We start from the raw sequence: 16,896 nt of genomic DNA, 5'->3' as shown, positions 1-16,896 counted from the left end.
ACCCCGGGAACCGTGTCCGGTCCGGACTCGTTCACCCCGCATGTACGAGTACACGGTGGTCGAGCTCCGCGAGGGTCTCATCGGCGGCAAGATGTCCGGCGACAAGCTGGAGCGGATCCTCAACGATCACGCGGCCAAGGGCTGGCAGCTCAAGGCGATCACCTCGGTCGAGGTGAAGGGCCGGATCGGCCCGGGCGGCGTCGACGGCATCCTGGTCACCTTCGAGCGGCAGCGCTGAGGCCCCTCACCACGCCCAGGACCCGGTCACCAATCCGACCCCGGTCACCGCGAGCAGCGCGACGACGACGTGCTCGCCGCGCCCGCCGGTGCGGAACCGCAGCACGTCCGGCCAGCGGATCCGGGCCAGCGGCCAGAACGCGAACCGGTTCCCGGCCGACGTCAGCTCGTCGCCGATCGCGCCGATCCAGCATCCGGCGCCTGCGGCGATCCCGGTCCACACCGCGGTGCCGCCCGGCAGCACGAAGCCGGTCGCCCACCAGGCGAGCAGCCCGATCCCGGCGGCGAACACCGGCGAGTGCGAGAACCCGCGGTGCGAGACGCCGGTGAGCAGCCGCGACAGCCACCGGATCAGCCGGCACAGCAGCCAGGTGACCGGGGGCAGCGCCCGGGTCGCCGTGCTGTTCGGGTGGTCGAGATCGGGTGCGAACGCGGCCAGCGCGCACACCAGCACGACGACCGGGACCAGCGCGGGCGGCGGCGGCACCGCCGCGCAGACGGCGAGCCCCAGCACGGCCCCGGACAGCGCGTGCGTCCGGCCCATCACCTGGTCATCACGGTGTCGCGCTCCCCGGCGGTGTCGTCGAACGGCGGTCCCGGGGACGGCCGGGCCGGTGCCGATCCTATCGGCGGGCCGGGCCCGGACCCGGCCGTCGACACGCGTCGCGGACGGGATGATTCGACCGCCGCCGGCGAGGTACCCGGGGGCCGTGACCGACGGGCTTCCGATACCGGGCCACGGCCGTGTCCCGGGGAACGGGCCGGCCCGCCGGATCCGCTGAACGACACCCGGCCGAACCGGACAGGAGGGTTCCGATGACCTACCGCGACGATCTCCGCGTCGACAAGTCCCTGCAGGGCGCCGACTTCCCGCGCACCCGGCAGCAGGTGCTCGACTACGCCCGGGAGCGCGACGCCGACGACAAGACGCTGGAGGCGCTGCGCGCCCTCCCCGAGGGCACCTACGACAACGGTGCGCAGGTCGTGCGCGCCGTGCCGCAGGAGCCCGAGGGCGACCGGCCGGGCGGCTCCGACCGCTGAGCCGGGCTCAGAGCTCCGCGCGGACCTGGGCGGTGCCCCCGACGAGGGCCCGCAGCTTGCCCTCCGCCGTCGCCCGCGGGAGGTACTTCATCCCGCAGTCGGTGGAGGGCACGATGCGGTCCGGGGTGGTGTGGCCGAACGCCCGGCGCACCCGCTCGGCGACCACCTCGGCCGTCTCCACCTCCGGATCCGACAGGTCGATCACCCCCAGGATGATCGTCTTCCCGGACAGGTCCGCCAGCACACCCAGATCCAGCCCCGACTGCGCCGTCTCGATCGACACCTGGTCCACCGGACAGTCCGCCAGCTCCGGCAGGAACGAATACCCCTCCGGCCGCTCGTGGATGATCGCCGCATACCCGAAACAGATGTGCACCGCCGTCGTCCCCGACACACCCTCGAGCGCCGCGTTCAACGCCGCCAACCCGTACGCCCGCGCCGCATCCGGCCGCGCCTGCATGTACGGCTCGTCGATCTGCACCACGTCCGCACCCGCCGCGTGCAGGTCCCGGATCTCCGCGTTCACCGCCGCCGCATAGTCCATCGCGGCCGCCTCGGCGTCCGGGTAGTGGTCGTTCTGCGCCTGCTGGCTCATCGTGAACGGCCCCGGCACGGTGATCTTGACCGTCCGGTCGGTGTGCGCGCGCAGGAACCGCGCGTCCGCCACCTGCACCGGCGCCGGGCGCCGGATCGGGCCGGTGATCCGCGGCACCGGGTTCGGGTGCCCGCTGCGGTCCAGCGCGGTGCCCGGGTTGTCCACGTCCACCCCCTCCAGCGCCGTGGCGAAGTGGTTGGAGTAGCTCTCCCGGCGGATCTCCCCGTCGGTCAGGATGTCCAGGCCGGCCTCTTCCTGGGCCCGGATCGCCAATAGGGTCGCGTCGTCCTGCGCCTCCGCGAGGTGCTCCGGCGCCGGTCGCCACAGCTCCTTCGCCCGCACCCGCGGCGGGAACCGGTCGGCCAGCCGGGCACGGTCGATCAGCCACTCGGGCTGGGCGTAGCTCCCGACCAGCGACGTGGGCAGCACGGGAAGCGGCACGGGTTCTCCTTCGCGACGGGCCACGGTGGGGCATGCACCCCACCGCATATCGGACAGGTGTCCGATCCTCAGGCACCGTCGGGGACGGGTCAACCCGCCGGCAGGCCCAGCTCCACCTGCGCGAGCCGGCGGTACATCGGCTCCCGGAACCCGGTGTTGCGGTGACCGGCGATCGTCGACAGGTCCCGCCACACCCGTTCGAAACGCTCGCCGGCCCGCAGCGCGCTGGAGCCGACGACCGGGACCAGGCCGCCGACCGCCTCCCACGCGGCGACGATCGCCTCCCGGGCGACGACGGTGAGCCGCAGCTCGTCGTGCTCGCCGTAGGGCTTCCCGCCTGCAGCGCCCCGCGCGCTCAGCTCGGCGTGCTCCTCGGCGCAGCGCAGGACGACGGCGTCGGCGACCGCCAGCCGGCTCAGCGCGGTGCCGTACCAGCGCTGGAAGTCCGGGTCGTCGATCCGCGGCCGGACCGGTGGCACCGACGTTCCCCGGCTGCGCATCAGGCGTCCGAACTCGTCGAGCGCGCCGAGTCCCGCTCCGACGGCGAGCGCCGCCAGCGACACGGTGAAGGGGGCGAGGGCCCGTCCGGCGTAGAGCGGGTTGCCGTGCAGCTCCAGGCCGGGCGTGCCGCCCCCGACGTCGACCGAGACCAGCCCGGCACCCTCGACGACCTGATCGGCGGGCACCACGGCGCCGTCCAGAACGATCCCGTTGGATCCGCTGCCGCGCAGGCCGAGCGCGTCGCCCCAGTCGTCCAGCACGGTCCACGCCGACCGCGGCGCGACGAACACCAGCGGCCGCTCCGGGTCCCCGTCGGCGAACGCCTGGCCCATGAAGTGGGTCGAGTACCCGATCCCGGAGCAGTACCGGACCGTCCCGTCGAGCCGCCACCCGCCGTCCGCCCGGACCGCCCGCACCTCCCCCGACGCCGACGAGGCGCACCGGACGTCGCCGCCGGCGAAGATCCGCTGCTGCGCGGACTCCGGGAGGTACGAGCCGAGTTGCATCGCGTGGCTGGTGGCGAGCGCCCACGACCACGCCGTCGACGCGCACCCGCGGGCCATCTCCCGTTGCAGCCGGACGAACGTCGGCAGGTCCAGCTCCAGCCCGCCGAACCGGCGCGGCTGCAGCACCCGGTACAGGCCCGCGGCACGGAACCGCTCGTGCAGCTCGGGCGCGTAGCGGGTGCGCCGCTCGGTGGCGGCCTGCTCGGCGAGCAGCGTCGGCCGTAGGTCGACGACGGTGCGCAGCAGGTCGTCGGCGGTGCAGGTGGTCCCGGTCATCGGCGTCCCCGTTTCGCGTCGACGCGGACGCTAGGAGCCGGGACCGGTCCGGCGCGAGACCCGTCCCACCGGGCGGAAGCCGCCGGACGGACAGATGTCCGCGGTACCGGGGTGGTGTCGGACGATCTCCTCCGGCGAGGATGTGAGCGTGAACGGCTCCTGGCGCAACTGGGCGGGCAACCAGCGGACCCGGCCGGTCCGCACGGTGCACGCCCGGGACACCGGCGAGGTCGCCGACGCCGTCCGCGCCGCCGCCGAGGACGGCCTGCGGGTCAAGGCGATCGGCAGCGGCCACTCGTTCACCGGCGTCGGGGTCGCCGACGGGGTCGCGATCGCGGCGCCGTCCGATCCGGCCGGCATCCGGCTGGACGGCGAGATCGCGCACGTCCCCGCCGGGGTCACCCTGCGCGCGCTGAACCGGCGGCTCTGGGGGCTGGGCCGGGCCCTGCCGAACCTGGGTGACATCGACGCGCAGACCGTCGCCGGGGCGATCTCCACCGGCACGCACGGCACCGGCGCCGGGTACCGCGGCATCGCCGCGCAGGTCGAGGGCGTGCAGCTGGTGCTCGCCGACGGAACCGTCCGGCATCCGGGCGGCGACGAGCTCGCCGCCGCCCGGATCGGGCTGGGTGCGCTCGGCGTGCTGACCGGGGTGAGCCTGCGGACCGTGCCCGCGTTCCGGCTGCACGCCGTCGAGTCGGTGCGGCCGCTGCCGGAGGTGCTCGACGGGCTCGACGCGCTCGCCGCCGCGCACGACCACGTCGAGTTCTACTGGTTCCCGCACACCGACCTCGCCGTGCTCAAGACCAACGACCGCACCGACGCCGAGGGTCCCCGGCGCGGCCGCGCGGCCGGCTGGATCGGCGACGAGCTGCTCGGCAACGGCGGGTTCGGCCTCGCCTGCCGGGCCGGTGAGCTGGCCCCGCCGCTGGTCCCCCGGCTGAACGGCTTCATCGCCCGCCGGATGCCGGCGGGCGGGTACGTCGGCCGGTCCTACGAGGTGTTCTGCAGCCCGCGCCGGGTCCGGTTCCTGGAGATGGAGTACGCCGTGCCGCGCGCCGCCCTGCCGGAGGCGTTCGCCGGGCTGCGCGCCGCCGCCGACCGGCACGGTCACGGCGTCACCTTCCCGGTCGAGGTCCGGGTGCTCGGCGCCGACGACGTCCCGCTGTCCACCGCGTACGGCCGCGACACCGCGTACCTGGCCGTGCACGTGCGGACCGGACGGCCGCACGAGACGTACTTCGGCGCCGTCGAACCGGTGCTGTCCGCGCTGGACGGGCGCCCGCACTGGGGCAAGCTGCACACCATGACCGCGGCGACCCTGCGGTCCCGCTACCCGGCGTACGACGATGTCGTCGCCGTCCGCGACCGGCTCGACCCGGAGGGCCGGTTCCGCAACCCCTACCTGGACCGGGTCCTGGGAGTGCCGTGCGCGTCGCCGACCTGACCACCCCCGCGCTGCTCGTCGATGCGGGTGCGCTGGAGGCGAACCTGACCGACATGGCCGCCGTCCTGCCCGGACCGCGGTTGCGACCGCACGTCAAGGCGCACAAGACGACCGCGCTCGCCGCCCGGCAGGCCGCACACGGCCACCACGGATTCACCTGCGCCACCGTGCGCGAGGTGGAGGGCATGGCGGCGGCCGGCCTGGGTGCGGACCTGCTGCTCGCCAACGAGGTGCTCGACGCCCGCAGGCTGGGCGCCGTCGTCGACACCGGTGCCCGGGTGACCCTGGCGATCGACTCGGCGGACACGCTGCGGGCGGCCGTCGACGGCGGGGTGCGCGAGGTGCTCGTCGACGTCAACATCGGGCTCCCGCGCTGCGGGATCGCACCGGGCCGGGCCGGGGAGCTCGCCGACGCCGCCCGCGCCGCCGGACTGACCGTGCGCGGCGTGATGGGCTACGAGGGGCACCTGCAGATGCTCGCCGACCCGGCCGAACGCGCCCGGCTCACCATCGAGTGCACCGACCGGCTGCAGGCCGCGCACGCCGACGTCGGCGGCGAGGTGATCTCCGGCGGCGGGACCGGCACGCACACGATGAACACCGCCTGCACCGAGATCCAGGCCGGCTCGTACGCGCTGATGGACACCGCCTACACCGCCGCCGGGCTGACCTTCCGGCAGGCGCTGACCGTGCTGTCCACCGTGCTCTCGACGACCGCGCCGGCCGGCGACATGCCCAGCTGGGCCGTCGCCGACGCCGGGCTGAAAGCGTTCGGCATGGACCACGGCAACCCGACCGTGCCCGGCGGCGACGTCTGGTTCTGCTCCGACGAGCACCTGACCTTCGCCGCGACCCCGCTGCCCCGGCCCGGGGACCGGATCAGGATCGTGCCCGCGCACGTCGACCCGACCGTCGCGTTGCACGAGCGGATGCACGTGGTGGACGGCGACGGCCCGGACGCCGAGGTCCTCGACACCTGGGCGGTCGATCTCCGAGGCTGGTGAGCTGCGCCCGGGCCGACGCCCGCCGCCGGGCCGCGCCGGGCCGCACCGCACCGGGCCACGCCGCACCGGGCCACGCCGGGCCGCACCGCACCGGACCGGGCCACACCGGACCGGGCCATGCCGGACCGGGCCGCACCGGGCCGGATCGCGTCGCGCCGGACCAGGCCGCGTAGCGCCGGGCCGCGTCGCATCAGGCCGCGTCCCGCACCGCCCCGCCCCGTTCACACTTGCTCATCGTGGCCGCGGACCCAGCGCGTCCGCACCGGTCGCCACGTCCGCACGGGATTGCCACGTCCGCACGGGTTTGTGGCGTTCGCACGGGATCGGATCCCGTGCGAACGCAGTGAACCCGTGCGGGTGTGCCGGCTGCGCGGACACGCCCGCGAGCGCGGGCCCGGAACCGATCCGCTGCGTCGGGCTGAGGGATGCGCGTGCACCGCTGCCTCACGGCACACCGGTCATGCGTATGCACCCCAGCAGGCGTCGCGCCCCGGTAGCGACCCCGACGTCAACACCGACGCCGACACCGGCGCCGGAGCCGGAGCCGGAGCGGTGCCGGACCCGCGTTCGTGGCGGCGCACCGGACCGCGCTGGACAGCGGCCCGCCCCGGCGCACCGGGCCGAGCGCCGCACCGGACCCAGGCGACAGCACCACGCCGAGCGCAGCACCGGACCCGGGCTCGCCGATGCATCCGCACAGGTGCGACGCATTCGCACGCATTCGTCGCGTTCGCACGGGATCCGATCCCGTGCGAACGCCACAAACCCGTGCGAACGCCACAAACCCGTGCGAACGCCACAAACCCGTGCGAACGCCATGATCCCGTGCGGACGCCGGGCCCGGCGCGAGGCGCGCGGCCTCGCGCGGCGCGCACCTCCCGGTCCGGCCCGGGTCAGCCGTACCGCTGGGCCAGCGCGGTCAACCCGGTGGCGAACACCCCGTTCGCGAACAGCTCGACGAGGTCCCCCTCGGCGGCGGCGTCGGCGTCGAACTCGGTCCACCACTCGCCGAAGGTGTGCCCGGCCGTGGTGACCGGGGCCAGCCGCAGGGTGGAGATGTAGCGGCGCACCGGGAACGGCGACTCCAGGATCTCGTAGGTGACGGCATGCCCGCGTTCGTCGAGGGCGAGCAGCTCCTCGACGACGACGCCGCCGTCCCCCAGCACGAGCCGGCGCTGCGCCCCGATCTCGGTGCCGGACGCGCCGCGGATCAGCTCGCAGCCCTCGATCGCCGGGTGCCAGCGGTGGATGCCACCGAAGTCGCGCACGTGCGGCCAGACCTCGGCCAGCGGCGCACCGATCACGGCGCTGGAATAGGGACGGGGCATGGCGTCTCCTCCTCGGGAGTCGTCAGTTCTCGGTGCGCAGGTGGGGTGCCTGGGCGGCGAGCGTGTCGAGCTGGGCGCGCACCTCGGCGAACCCGGTGTCGGAACGCAGGTCGAGCGCGATCGACGCGGCCTGTTCGGTGGTCTGGCCGAACGCGGTGCGGGCCTCGTCGAGCCGTTCGGCGATCGTGACGGCGGTGGGCCCGCCCGGGGCATGCCCGGAGTCGAGGCTCTCCCCCAGCACGGCCAGCCGCAGCGCCTCGTCGAGCTGCCAGTCCAGCCGGCGTCCGACGTCGACCAACCAGCTGCGGGCCGGGCCGTCCGGGGTGGTCCGGACGACGGCGTGATAGGCGGTCACGGCGCGCACGCAGTCCTCGTAGGCGCCGGCCCACCAGCTGCCGGCGCGCAGGCCCGGCGGCAGCACCGGGCGGGCCTCGCCCTGCGCGAGGCGCATCGCGGCGAGCTCGTCCGCGCTGGGCGAGCGCAGCCAGGCGCGGGTGGCGAACTGCACCGGCAGCCCGACCAGCAGCCCGATCGGGATCCCGACGAACAGCACGGTCACCACGAGGATCGCCAGCATGCCCGGCACCCCGTCCAGGCCGCTGGACTCCTCCGACACCGCCACCCCGATCATGCCGAGGATCCCGAACCCGAGGGCCGCGAACCCCGCCGATGATCAGGGCACCGAACCTGGCCAGCGCGTGCTGCGGCCAGCGCCCGCGGACCCGCATCCGGCGCCGCCAGTCACCGCCCGGCGGCGGCGCGGGCCGCCTGGGTGCCATCACCGTTCGAGCGCGTTCTTGAAGGCGCGGGTCTGCGCGGTCAGCGCCTGCTCGGTCGGCAGCCGCTCCATCGACGACGCCCCGTAGAAGCCGTGGCAGGACGTCGCGCGGGAAAGCACGTAGGCGGCGTCCTCCGGCATCGCGATCGGGCCGCCGTGGCAGAGCACGAGCACGTCGTCGCGGACCTCGCGGGCGGCGGCGGCCCAGTCGTCGACCAGCTCGACGCAGTCGTCGAGGGTCTTCGAGGTCTCCGCGCCGATCGCGCCGCCGGTGGTCAGTCCCATGTGGCAGACGACGATGTCGGCGCCCGCCCGGGCCATCTCGCGGGCCTGCTCGGCGGAGAACACGTACGGCGTGGTCAGCAGCTCCTTCACCCGGGCCGCGGCGATCAGGTCGACCTCCAGGCCGAAGCCCATCCCGGTCTCCTCCAGGTTCGCCCGGAAGACGCCGTCGATCAGCCCGACGGTCGGGAAGTTCTGGATGCCGGCGAACCCGAGCGAGGCCAGCTCGTCGAGGAACCGGTCGGTGAGCAGGAACGGGTCGGTGCCGTTGACGCCGGCGAGCACCGGTGTCCGGCGGACCACCGGCAGCACCTCGGCGGCCATCTCGACGACGATCTCGTTGGCGTTGCCGTAGGCCAGCAGCCCGGCCAGCGAGCCGCGTCCGGCCATCCGGTAGCGGCCGGAGTTGTAGATGACGATCAGGTCGATCCCGCCGGCCTCCTCGCACTTGGCGGACAGCCCGGTGCCGGCGCCGCCGCCGACGATCGGCTCGCCGCGCGCCGCCATCCCGGCGAAGCGTTCCATCAGCTCGGAGCGGGTGAACCGCCTCATTCGTGCACCTCCCGCCACGCGGTGAGCACCGCGTCGGCGAACTCGGGGTCGTTGACGTGGTGCGGGATCCGCCGCACCCGGCCGGTGTCGGCCACACCGGACTCGATCGCGGCGAACAGCGCCGCGTCCGCCGCCGGATCGTGGAACGCCCGGCCCGGCGTGTCCAGCGCGGACACCCCGCCCAGCGGCAGCAGGAACAGCCAGCGGCCGGTGAAGGTGTTCAGCTTGCGTGCCAGCCACTCCCCGATCGCGCGGTTCTCCTCCACGGTGGTCCGCACGAGGGTGACGTTGGCGTTGTGCTCGTAGCGCAGCCGCCCGGCGAACCGCTCCGGCACGGTCGCGACCGCGCCGAAATTGACCATGTCGAGGGCCCCGCAGGACCCGACCCAGGGGATCCCGGTCCGGGCGACCGCGTCGAGCCGGTCCTCGCCGGCCGCCATCACGCCGCCGACGAGGAGATCCGCGATCTCGGTGGTGGTCAGGTCCAGCACCGAGTCGACCAGGCCGTCGTCGACCAGTTTCTCCAGCGACGCGCCGCCGGCGCCGGTGGCGTGGAAGACCAGCGCGTCGATCTCCTCGCCGAGCAGCTCACGGACCCGGGTGACGCACGGCGTCGTCACCCCGAACATGGTCAGGCCGACCGCGGGCAGGTCCGTCCCGGCCGGCGCGGCGGGGGCGGCGGCCGCACCGGCCAGCATGTGCGCGGCGTTGCCCAGCACCGCCCGGGAGATCCGGTTCAGCCCGGCGATGTCGGTGACGGCGTGCAGCATCGCGATGTCGCTCGCGCCGACGTAGGGCGCGGTGTCGCCGGACGCCACGGTGGACACCATCACCTTCGGCACGCCGACCGGCAGCGCCCGCATCGCCGGGGTGACCAGCGCCGTCCCGCCGGAACCGCCGAGCCCGAGCACCCCGGCGACGTCGCCGGCGCGGGCGAGCAGGAACGCGCGCAGCGCGACCGCCATCGCCCCCACCGCGGTCCCCCGGTCCCCGGTGAACACCGCGGCGGCGCCGTCCGGGTGGTGCGCGGCCACCTCGGCGGCGGACACCTCGCCGCCGGGCGCCAGGGCGGGCCCGGTGGACACGTCGACCCGGCACACCGGCACCCCCGCGGCGGCCACCGCGTCCGCCACGAAGTCGATCTCGGCGTGCTTGGTGTCGCGAGTCCCGATCACATACGCGCTCCGCACACCGGAGTTCTACCGGTACCCACCGCCCCGGGGCGAGGGCCGACGCCGGAACGACACAGGGCAGTATGGGTGGGCTCTCCCCGGAAGCCGGGCTCGTGACCTCGCGGCCCCCGACGTCGTTGGAGTGACATGCACGGTCAACCGGACGACCACCACGGCATCGTGCTCCCGCTCGAGGGGCGGCCCGGCGGCGCCGTTCCCGGCCCGCCGGAACGCAACGGCGGCCCCCGCCCCGGCCCGGCTGCGCCGCCGCCCGGGCCGGCCCTGCTGCTGAGCTGGGTACCGGCCGACGGCGCCGACGAGGCCCGGCACTGGGGCGAGCGGATCACCGCGTCCAGCGAACTGGCCCGCCATCTGGTGCGCCCGCGCGCGCCCCAGACCGATCTGGCGGTGCGGCTCGCGCTGCCCGAGGCGTTCGGCGCGGAACCGCTGCTGCGGGTGGTCGGCGCCGAGCCCCGGCCGGTCCGGCCCGGCCCGTCCACGCTGCTGCCGGTCGGCGCGCCCGGCTCCGGGCCCGCCCCGGGCGCCCCGCTCGGGGCGCTGGTCCTCTCGGTCGCCGTGGAGATCGCCGCCACCGGCACCCAGCACCGGGTGCTGGACGCGATCACCTCGGCGGCCGCCGCGCTCACCCGGTCCGGCGTCACCGGGCCGGACTCCCGGCTGCGGGCCGCCGAGGAGGCGCTGCGGGCCGCCCAGACCGACCTGCTGGAGCACGGCGGGGTGGGGGCGGGCTCCGGGCTGGAGACCGCCGTCGCGAACCTGTCGGTGCTGCGGCACCAGACGCACGCCCGGCTCTCGGGCTGGGAGCGGGTGGTCGCCGCCGCCGATCCGGCCGGGACCCCGGGGATCGCGCTGCGCGAGCAGCTCGGCGAGGTCGGCAGGCTCGGCTGGGACGGCTTCCCGGCCGCCGTGCACGGCGCCTACCAGGCGCTCGTCCTCGACGCGCGGCGGATCCTGCTCTCCGCAGGCGATCAGCTGCTGCGCTCGCCGAGCCGGCCGCTGGCCGCGCTGCGCCCGCTGGTCGAGCCGGACCTGGCCGGACGCGCGTCCGACATCGCCCGGCTGCACCGGCTGCTGACCACGCTGTCGGTGCTGCCGCTGACCGTGCGCAAGCGCTCCGGCGGGATGCTGCCGAACCTGATCGCCGAGCAGGCGACCACGAACGCGCGCACCCAGGCGCTGTTCACCAGGATGGCGAACGCGCTGCACCCGCCGTCGTGGTGCGGCCAGGTGGCGGTGGAGGTCCGGGCGCTGCCGACCGGCGAGCTGCAGATCCTGCGCCCGGCCTGAGCACCCGCACGAACGGGCCTCCGTGGCGGTCCGGCCCACGGAGGGCCCGTTCGTGCCGGTGCGGGTGGCTCAGTGCGCGGCGGCCTTGGCCCGCTTGCGGGCGTCCTTCGCGGCGCCCTTGGCCTGCTTCGCGGCGTCGGCACCGGCGCTCGACGCGCGATCGGCCAGGTCCGACCCGAAGCGGGCGGCCTGCGCCTGCGCCTGGCTCGCCAGGGTGCTCAGCCGGTCGGCGTACTCGGGGGCGCGCTTCTCGGCGCGGGCGACGGCCTTCTGGGCCTGCTTCTCCCAGCGGGCGCGCCGCTTCTCGGCCTCCTTGAGCCACCGGTCGCCGGTCTTGCCGGCCGCCTTGCGGTACTGCGCGCCGCGCTTGTCGACGGCCTTCTCCAGCTTGTCGCCCTGCTTCGCGGCGGCCTTGGCGAGCTTGGCGCCCTTCTTCTCGGCGGCCTGGGCCTTCTTCTCCGCCTTCTTCGCGGCCCGCTGGGCGGCCGCCGACAGCTGCTCGGACCAGGTGGAGGCGCGCTCGGAGGCGACCTCACCGAGGTGCGCGGCCTGCTCGGACGCCTTGCCGCTCCACTCGCTCGCCCGCTCCCGGACGACCGGGCCGTACTCCTCGGCGGCGTCGTGCAGCTTCTCCCGGGTGCCCGCGGCGGCGGCCGCGATCGAGGTCCCGGCACCGGCCAGGCCGGCCGCGAGCTGCGCCCCGGTGTCCGAGTCGGACGCGGACGACAGGCGGGCCTGGGCCTTCGCCGCGGCCTGGCGGGCGCGGTAGGCGTTCGACGGCTTGCCGTGCGTGTCGGACGCGGCGATCAGCAGCCCGCCCAGCAGCCCGACGTTCTTCAGGAAGTGGATCTGCTGCTCGGTGCGCTTCTGCTGGTCGGTCTCCTCCCAGAAGCGGTGCCCGGCGAGCGTGGTGGGGATCACGGTGGCGGCGAGCGCGGTCGACGCGAGCCGCGGGAACCTGCCCAGCGCGAGCAGCGATCCGGCGGCGATCTTCACGCCGGCGTCGACCTTCACCAGGGTCTCGTAGTCGGGTCGGCGGTCCAGCGGCGCGTTCTCGACGACCTTGTCGATCGCCGGTGCGGCCTGGTCCAGCACGGGCTTGGCGGCTTGCGCGTGGCCCTCGGACTGGCGGAGCGCGGTCACGCCGCCGTAGATGAAAACGGCCGCGAGCATCGGCCGGGCAACTCGTCGCAAGACTGGCATGGGTCACCTTTCCCCGGTTCACCGCGTCCGCAAACCCCGGGGTGCGCTGGCATCACAGCGGCTGTGCCGCAATCATGCCCGGGTGACGAACGGACGGCGGGCTATCGGGCTCGACATCGGAGGAACGAAGGTCGCCGGAGCGATCGTGGGCGAGGATGGCACGGTCCACGCGGAACTGCGGCGCAACACCCCGGACACGTCCGACGCGGGCACGATGAACGTCCTCCTCCAGGGGATGGTCGAGGAGCTGCGCTCCGGCGAGGCGGGCGAGGGCGTCTGCGCCATCGGCGTCGGCGCGGCCGGGACGGTCGAGTGGCCGGTCGGGCGGATCCGCTGGGCGCCGAACAACAACTACGAGAGCTGGGACGTCCGCGGCGACCTGGAGCGGACGACCGGGCTGCCGACCGTCGTCGACAACGACGGGAACGTCGCCGGGCTCGCCGAGGCCCGCCTCGGCGAGCGCCGCTACGACGACATGCTGCTGCTCACCGTCGGCACCGGGGTGGGCGCCGGGATCGTGCTCGGCGGCCGGATCTACCGGGGCGCGCACGGCCTGGGCGCCGAGGTCGGGCACATGAACGTCAACCCGGACGGCCCGCAGTGCGGCTGCGGCAACTTCGGCTGCCTGGAGTCGGTCGCGTCCGGCACCGCACTGACCCGGATGGGCCGCACCGCCGCCGCGCACGACCCGGACGGGATGCTCGCCGGCCTCGCCGCCGAGGACGGCGGCGAGGTCACCGGCCGGCACGTGACCACCGCGGCCACCGCGGGCGACCCGACCGCGCAGTCGCTGTTCCAGCGGCTCGGGCGGGCGCTGGGCACCGGGATCGCCGGCCTCAACGCGATCTTCGAGTTCGAGGTGGTGCTGATCGGCGGCGGCCTGGTCGACGCGGGCGAGCTGCTCCTCGGCCCGGCCCGGCGCGCCGCGCGCGAGTTCCACTACGGCCCGCCGCACGTCCGGCCGATCCCGCAGGTGCTGCCCGCCACCTACAAGGGCGACGCCGGGAAGATCGGCGCCGGGCTGCTCGCGCTGGAGGAGACCGTCGGCCCGGAGCGGGCAGGTCTACCCTCGATCGGGTGACCCTCCTGCTCGGGCCGGTTCTGCGGCACGTCGACGAGACCTCCGCCCTGGTCTGGGTGCAGACCGACCGGTCGTGCACGGTCGAGGTGCTGGGGTGCACCGCGCGCACCTTCGAGGTCGCGGGCCTGCACTACGCCGTCGTCGTCGTGACCGGTCTGGAGCCGGACACCCGGTACCCGTACGAGGTGCACCTGGACGGGACCGTCGTGTGGCCGCAGCCGCACTCCCCGTTCCCGGCGAGCGTGATCCCGACCCGCGGGCCGTCCACCGAGCGGCGGCAGCGGATCGTGTTCGGCTCCTGCCGCTACGTCAAGCTGTCCGACCCGAGGACCGCCCGCAGCTACGGGCTGGACGCGCTCGACGTCTACGCCGCCCGGATGGCCGGGCTGCCGCCCCAGGAGTGGCCGAGCGTCCTGCTGATGCTGGGCGACCAGGTGTACGCCGACGAGCTGACCCCGCAGACCCGGCGCCGGATCGCCGGGCGCGGGGACCGCCGTCCCGAGTGGCCGGACGACGAGATCGTGTCCTTCGAGGAGTACTCCGGGCTCTACCGCGACACCTGGTCCGATCCGGAGGTGCGGTGGCTGCTGTCCACCGTCCCCACCGCGATGATCTTCGACGACCACGACGTCCGGGACGACTGGAACACCTCCGGCGTCTGGCGGGCCCGGATGGCCGAGCTGCCCTGGTGGCGCGAGCGGATCCGGGCCGGTCTGGCCTCGTACTGGGTGCACCAGCACCTGGGCAACCTCACCCCGGCCGAGCTCGCCGCCGATCCGGACTGGCAGGCGGTGCAGGCGTCCGGCGGCGACGTGTGGCCGCTGCTCGCGGAGCGGGCCGACCGCTGGGACCGCGAGGTCGGCGACGGCGGGGACCGGCACAAGGACGAGCGGTTCTCCTTCTGCTGGGAGCTCGGCGGCACCCGGCTGATCGTGATCGACTCCCGGAACGGCCGGATCGTCGAGTCGCTGCCCCGCAAGATGGTCTCCGACGCGGAGTTCGACTGGGTGCGCGAGCGCGCGCTGGCGCCGGGCCGGATCGACCACCTGGTGCTGGGGTCGTCCATCCCGTGGCTGCTGCCCCAGGTCATCTCCGACCTGCAGGCCGGTGTGGAGACGAGCGCGAACCGGCCCGGCCGGATCGGGCGGGCCGCCGAGTTCCTCCGCCAGGAGGCCGACCTGGAGCACTGGCCCGCGTTCGGGCACTCCTTCGCGCGGCTGGCCGACCTGGTCCGCGACGCCTGCCTGCCGCGCGCCGGGGACCCGCCGCCGGCGACCGTGTCGGTGCTGTCCGGCGACGTGCACCACTCCTACGCGGCCGTCGCCGACGTGCACGCCGACGCGCCGGGCGACCGGCCGGGGCGCGGCGTCGACGGCACCCGGGTGCACCAGCTGACCTGCTCACCGGTGCACAACGTGGTGCCCGGCTTCATGCGGGTGCTGTTCCGCGTCACCTGGTCGCGGCTGATCGCCCGGGCCAGCAACCGGTGGGCCCGCGACCACGACACCGACCGGGCCGGGGTCTCCTGGGAGCGGACGGCGGGCCCGCTGTTCGGGAACCTGATCGCCACCCTGACCCTGGACGGGCGGCGCGCCGCGGTCCGCTTCGAGCGCCCGCGGTCGGCGTCCACACTGGACCTGGCCGCCGAGGTGGCGCTGACGCCACAGGCGCCGCCGGAGCGCTCGCCCGCGGAGGTCCCGCTGGGCGCGCGCCACTAGCCCCGGGCCGCCGCGCTCAGAAGTCCGTGCGGGACAGCCAGGTCGTCCAGACCGCCGGGTCGCCGAACACCTGCAGCCGGTCGTCGTCGGCGGGGATCCGGCGCAGCACCCCCTGGAGCAGGTCGACCGCGGTCCCACGGACGGCGGCCGCGCCCTTGCCGTGCCCGTTCTCCCAGACCACCCGGCCGCCGGAGGTCCGGATCATCCACTCCCCCGCGGCGCCCAGCTCGTCGTCCACCGCGTGCAGGTGCAGCGTCACGCCGTCGGGCAGCGGCGGCTCGGCGGCCGGCGGGCGGGCGGTCAGCAGGTCCAGCCACTCCGCGACGCCGTCCGCCGCGACCTCCGGCGCGATCTCGAACGGCGCGCCGAGCGCGATCGCCGCGTCGGCCCGGTGCACGGTCGCCTCGTGCAGCCGGCGCCGGATCCACCAGGCGGCGGGCCTCGGCCCGGTGAAGGTCCACACCGGAGCGTCCCGGCCGGCGGCCGTCACCGCGTCGAGCAGCTCGGTGACGCCGTCGCGCAGCCACTGAGCCCCGGCCTCCGGGCCGTCCTCGGCGGGCTTGCCGCCGGTGACGGCGCGCGGGTCCAGGATCTCGGTGGCCCCCGCGGCGATCATCTGCGCCGCCCAGCGGTGCCCGCGGCCGACGTGCCGCTCCAGCTGGAGCAGGCTCCATCCCGGGCAGGTCGGCACCGGGACGGACAGGTCGGCCGTCTCCAGCAGGTCGGCGAGCCGGTCGTTCTCCGAGATCAGGAGCCCGGCGTAGGGGTCGATGGTGCTGCCCTGGGATGTCCCCGGCATGAACTCGGGCCTCCACTCAAAGAACTGACGAGGTCGTACCGGCGAGTCGCGCATGACGATCTTGCCGGTCGGGTAGGTATAGATCATGCCTCCGCACCGCGACTGGACGCGACGGGGAGTCGGGCGCGCGCTGCTGTACTGGCCGCTGGTGGCCTTCCTGCTGGTGGCGGCCTTCCCTGCCGTCGCGGTGCCGCTCGTCATCGTATCCGGGTTCGCCCTGCTGTTCCTCGGCCTCGTCGGCGGATTCGCCGGGAAGCGCTGGCGCGCAAGGCGACTCGCGAAGGCGCGGCGTGCGCTGGCCGAGCTGGCCGACCAGGTGACCCCCGGGACCGACGAGCCGGCCGGACAGCCGGCCGATGCCGCGGCCGACGGCGCCGACCGGACCGGGGCCCGGCCGGATCCCTGCCCCGCGGCCTGGCCCACCGGCCGGCACGCCCGGCGCACCCGGCAGCCGCACACCCCGGCGCCCGCCCGTCCGGCCGCCGTCGCCGAGGAGCCGGCCGAACAAAGCGCCGCCTGACCGCCGCCACACCCCCTGGCCCCGCCACACACCTGTCGCAACGGGTGTGCGGCGGGGCCGTGGGGTGTGCGGCCGGCACGGGGAGTGATCGCAATGTGACCCGTGAC

The 16,896-nt window shown here is 75.2% G+C and carries 17 protein-coding genes; 8 read left to right on the top strand and 9 right to left on the bottom strand.

From position 1 onward, the window contains the following. Positions 1-40 precede the first annotated feature (40 nt). The gene (locus ACVJO7_RS27485; protein WP_344020017.1) at positions 41-238 is read left to right on the top strand and encodes a DUF4177 domain-containing protein; all 198 of its coding nucleotides are present in this window, start codon (positions 41-43) and stop codon (positions 236-238) included. A gap of 6 nt (positions 239-244) precedes the next feature. On the opposite strand, the gene ACVJO7_RS27480 is transcribed toward ACVJO7_RS27485, so the two are convergent. Continuing rightward, positions 245-781, bottom strand: a complete 537-nt coding sequence (locus ACVJO7_RS27480) for a metal-dependent hydrolase (RefSeq protein WP_491675283.1) — start codon at positions 779-781, stop codon at positions 245-247. A gap of 272 nt (positions 782-1,053) precedes the next feature. Between ACVJO7_RS27480 and ACVJO7_RS27475 the strand changes: the two genes are divergently transcribed. Continuing rightward, positions 1,054-1,278, top strand: a complete 225-nt coding sequence (locus ACVJO7_RS27475; protein ID WP_491675282.1) for a DUF2795 domain-containing protein — start codon at positions 1,054-1,056, stop codon at positions 1,276-1,278. Positions 1,279-1,285: 7 nt separating this feature from the next. Here ACVJO7_RS27475 and ACVJO7_RS27470 read toward each other — a convergent pair whose 3' ends face one another. Both ACVJO7_RS27470 and ACVJO7_RS27465 read right to left on the bottom strand, forming a co-directional pair. Next, positions 1,286-2,314 (bottom strand): 5-methyltetrahydropteroyltriglutamate--homocysteine methyltransferase, encoded by a 1,029-nt coding sequence (locus ACVJO7_RS27470; RefSeq protein ID WP_491675281.1) that lies wholly within the window; start codon positions 2,312-2,314, stop codon positions 1,286-1,288. A gap of 89 nt (positions 2,315-2,403) precedes the next feature. Beyond that, positions 2,404-3,597, bottom strand: coding sequence for an acyl-CoA dehydrogenase family protein (locus ACVJO7_RS27465; protein ID WP_491675280.1), 1,194 nt, complete (start codon positions 3,595-3,597; stop codon positions 2,404-2,406). Between the two features lie 148 nt (positions 3,598-3,745). On the opposite strand from ACVJO7_RS27465, the gene ACVJO7_RS27460 reads away from it, so the two are divergent. Beyond that, complete coding sequence (locus tag ACVJO7_RS27460; RefSeq protein ID WP_491675279.1) at positions 3,746-5,044, top strand: D-arabinono-1,4-lactone oxidase; 1,299 nt, start codon at positions 3,746-3,748, stop codon at positions 5,042-5,044. Continuing rightward, on the top strand, positions 5,026-6,048 hold the full coding sequence (locus tag ACVJO7_RS27455) for an alanine racemase (protein ID WP_491675278.1): 1,023 nt from the start codon (positions 5,026-5,028) through the stop codon (positions 6,046-6,048). The genes ACVJO7_RS27460 and ACVJO7_RS27455 overlap by 19 nt, the downstream gene beginning before the upstream one ends. A gap of 893 nt (positions 6,049-6,941) precedes the next feature. Here ACVJO7_RS27455 and ACVJO7_RS27450 read toward each other — a convergent pair. The 4 genes from ACVJO7_RS27450 to ACVJO7_RS27435 all read right to left on the bottom strand — a co-directional run bounded on the left by ACVJO7_RS27450 (position 6,942) and on the right by ACVJO7_RS27435 (position 10,178). Then, positions 6,942-7,376, bottom strand: coding sequence for an SRPBCC family protein (locus ACVJO7_RS27450; protein ID WP_344020028.1), 435 nt, complete (start codon positions 7,374-7,376; stop codon positions 6,942-6,944). Between the two features lie 22 nt (positions 7,377-7,398). Next, the gene (locus ACVJO7_RS27445) at positions 7,399-8,007 is read right to left on the bottom strand and encodes a hypothetical protein (RefSeq protein WP_491675277.1); all 609 of its coding nucleotides are present in this window, start codon (positions 8,005-8,007) and stop codon (positions 7,399-7,401) included. A 147-nt stretch (positions 8,008-8,154) separates the two neighbouring features. Next, positions 8,155-8,988 (bottom strand): phosphoenolpyruvate hydrolase family protein, encoded by an 834-nt coding sequence (locus ACVJO7_RS27440; RefSeq protein ID WP_491675276.1) that lies wholly within the window; start codon positions 8,986-8,988, stop codon positions 8,155-8,157. After that, entirely contained in the window at positions 8,985-10,178 is a 1,194-nt protein-coding gene (locus ACVJO7_RS27435) for a Tm-1-like ATP-binding domain-containing protein (RefSeq protein WP_491675275.1), read from the bottom strand. Before ACVJO7_RS27435 ends, ACVJO7_RS27440 begins: the two co-directional genes overlap by 4 nt. Before the next feature lie 129 nt (positions 10,179-10,307). Between ACVJO7_RS27435 and ACVJO7_RS27430 the strand changes: the two genes are divergently transcribed. Next, positions 10,308-11,468, top strand: coding sequence for a hypothetical protein (locus tag ACVJO7_RS27430; RefSeq protein WP_491675274.1), 1,161 nt, complete (start codon positions 10,308-10,310; stop codon positions 11,466-11,468). Between the two features lie 69 nt (positions 11,469-11,537). On the opposite strand, the gene ACVJO7_RS27425 is transcribed toward ACVJO7_RS27430, so the two are convergent. Next, the gene (locus ACVJO7_RS27425) at positions 11,538-12,641 is read right to left on the bottom strand and encodes a DoxX family protein (RefSeq protein WP_491675273.1); all 1,104 of its coding nucleotides are present in this window, start codon (positions 12,639-12,641) and stop codon (positions 11,538-11,540) included. Positions 12,642-12,753: 112 nt separating this feature from the next. On the opposite strand from ACVJO7_RS27425, the gene ACVJO7_RS27420 reads away from it, so the two are divergent. Together ACVJO7_RS27420 and ACVJO7_RS27415 are read left to right on the top strand one after the other, a co-directional pair. Continuing rightward, entirely contained in the window at positions 12,754-13,752 is a 999-nt protein-coding gene (locus ACVJO7_RS27420) for an ROK family protein (protein ID WP_491675272.1), read from the top strand. Continuing rightward, the gene (locus tag ACVJO7_RS27415; protein WP_491675271.1) at positions 13,749-15,470 is read left to right on the top strand and encodes an alkaline phosphatase D family protein; all 1,722 of its coding nucleotides are present in this window, start codon (positions 13,749-13,751) and stop codon (positions 15,468-15,470) included. Before ACVJO7_RS27420 ends, ACVJO7_RS27415 begins: the two co-directional genes overlap by 4 nt. Positions 15,471-15,486: 16 nt before the next feature. On the opposite strand, the gene ACVJO7_RS27410 is transcribed toward ACVJO7_RS27415, so the two are convergent. Continuing rightward, positions 15,487-16,356, bottom strand: coding sequence for a maleylpyruvate isomerase family mycothiol-dependent enzyme (locus tag ACVJO7_RS27410; protein ID WP_491675270.1), 870 nt, complete (start codon positions 16,354-16,356; stop codon positions 15,487-15,489). Between ACVJO7_RS27410 and ACVJO7_RS27405 the strand changes: the two genes are divergently transcribed. Then, positions 16,355-16,789: a hypothetical protein gene (locus ACVJO7_RS27405; protein WP_491675269.1), complete on the top strand. Its 435-nt coding sequence runs from the start codon at positions 16,355-16,357 to the stop codon at positions 16,787-16,789. The two genes, ACVJO7_RS27410 and ACVJO7_RS27405, sit on opposite strands and share 2 nt — an antisense overlap. Positions 16,790-16,896: the final 107 nt, after the last annotated feature.

This window comes from Pseudonocardia sp. DxW (genome assembly GCF_058448985.1).
Note: the sequence above shows the minus strand (reverse complement) of the source record. Positions and strands in the feature narration are given on the sequence as shown.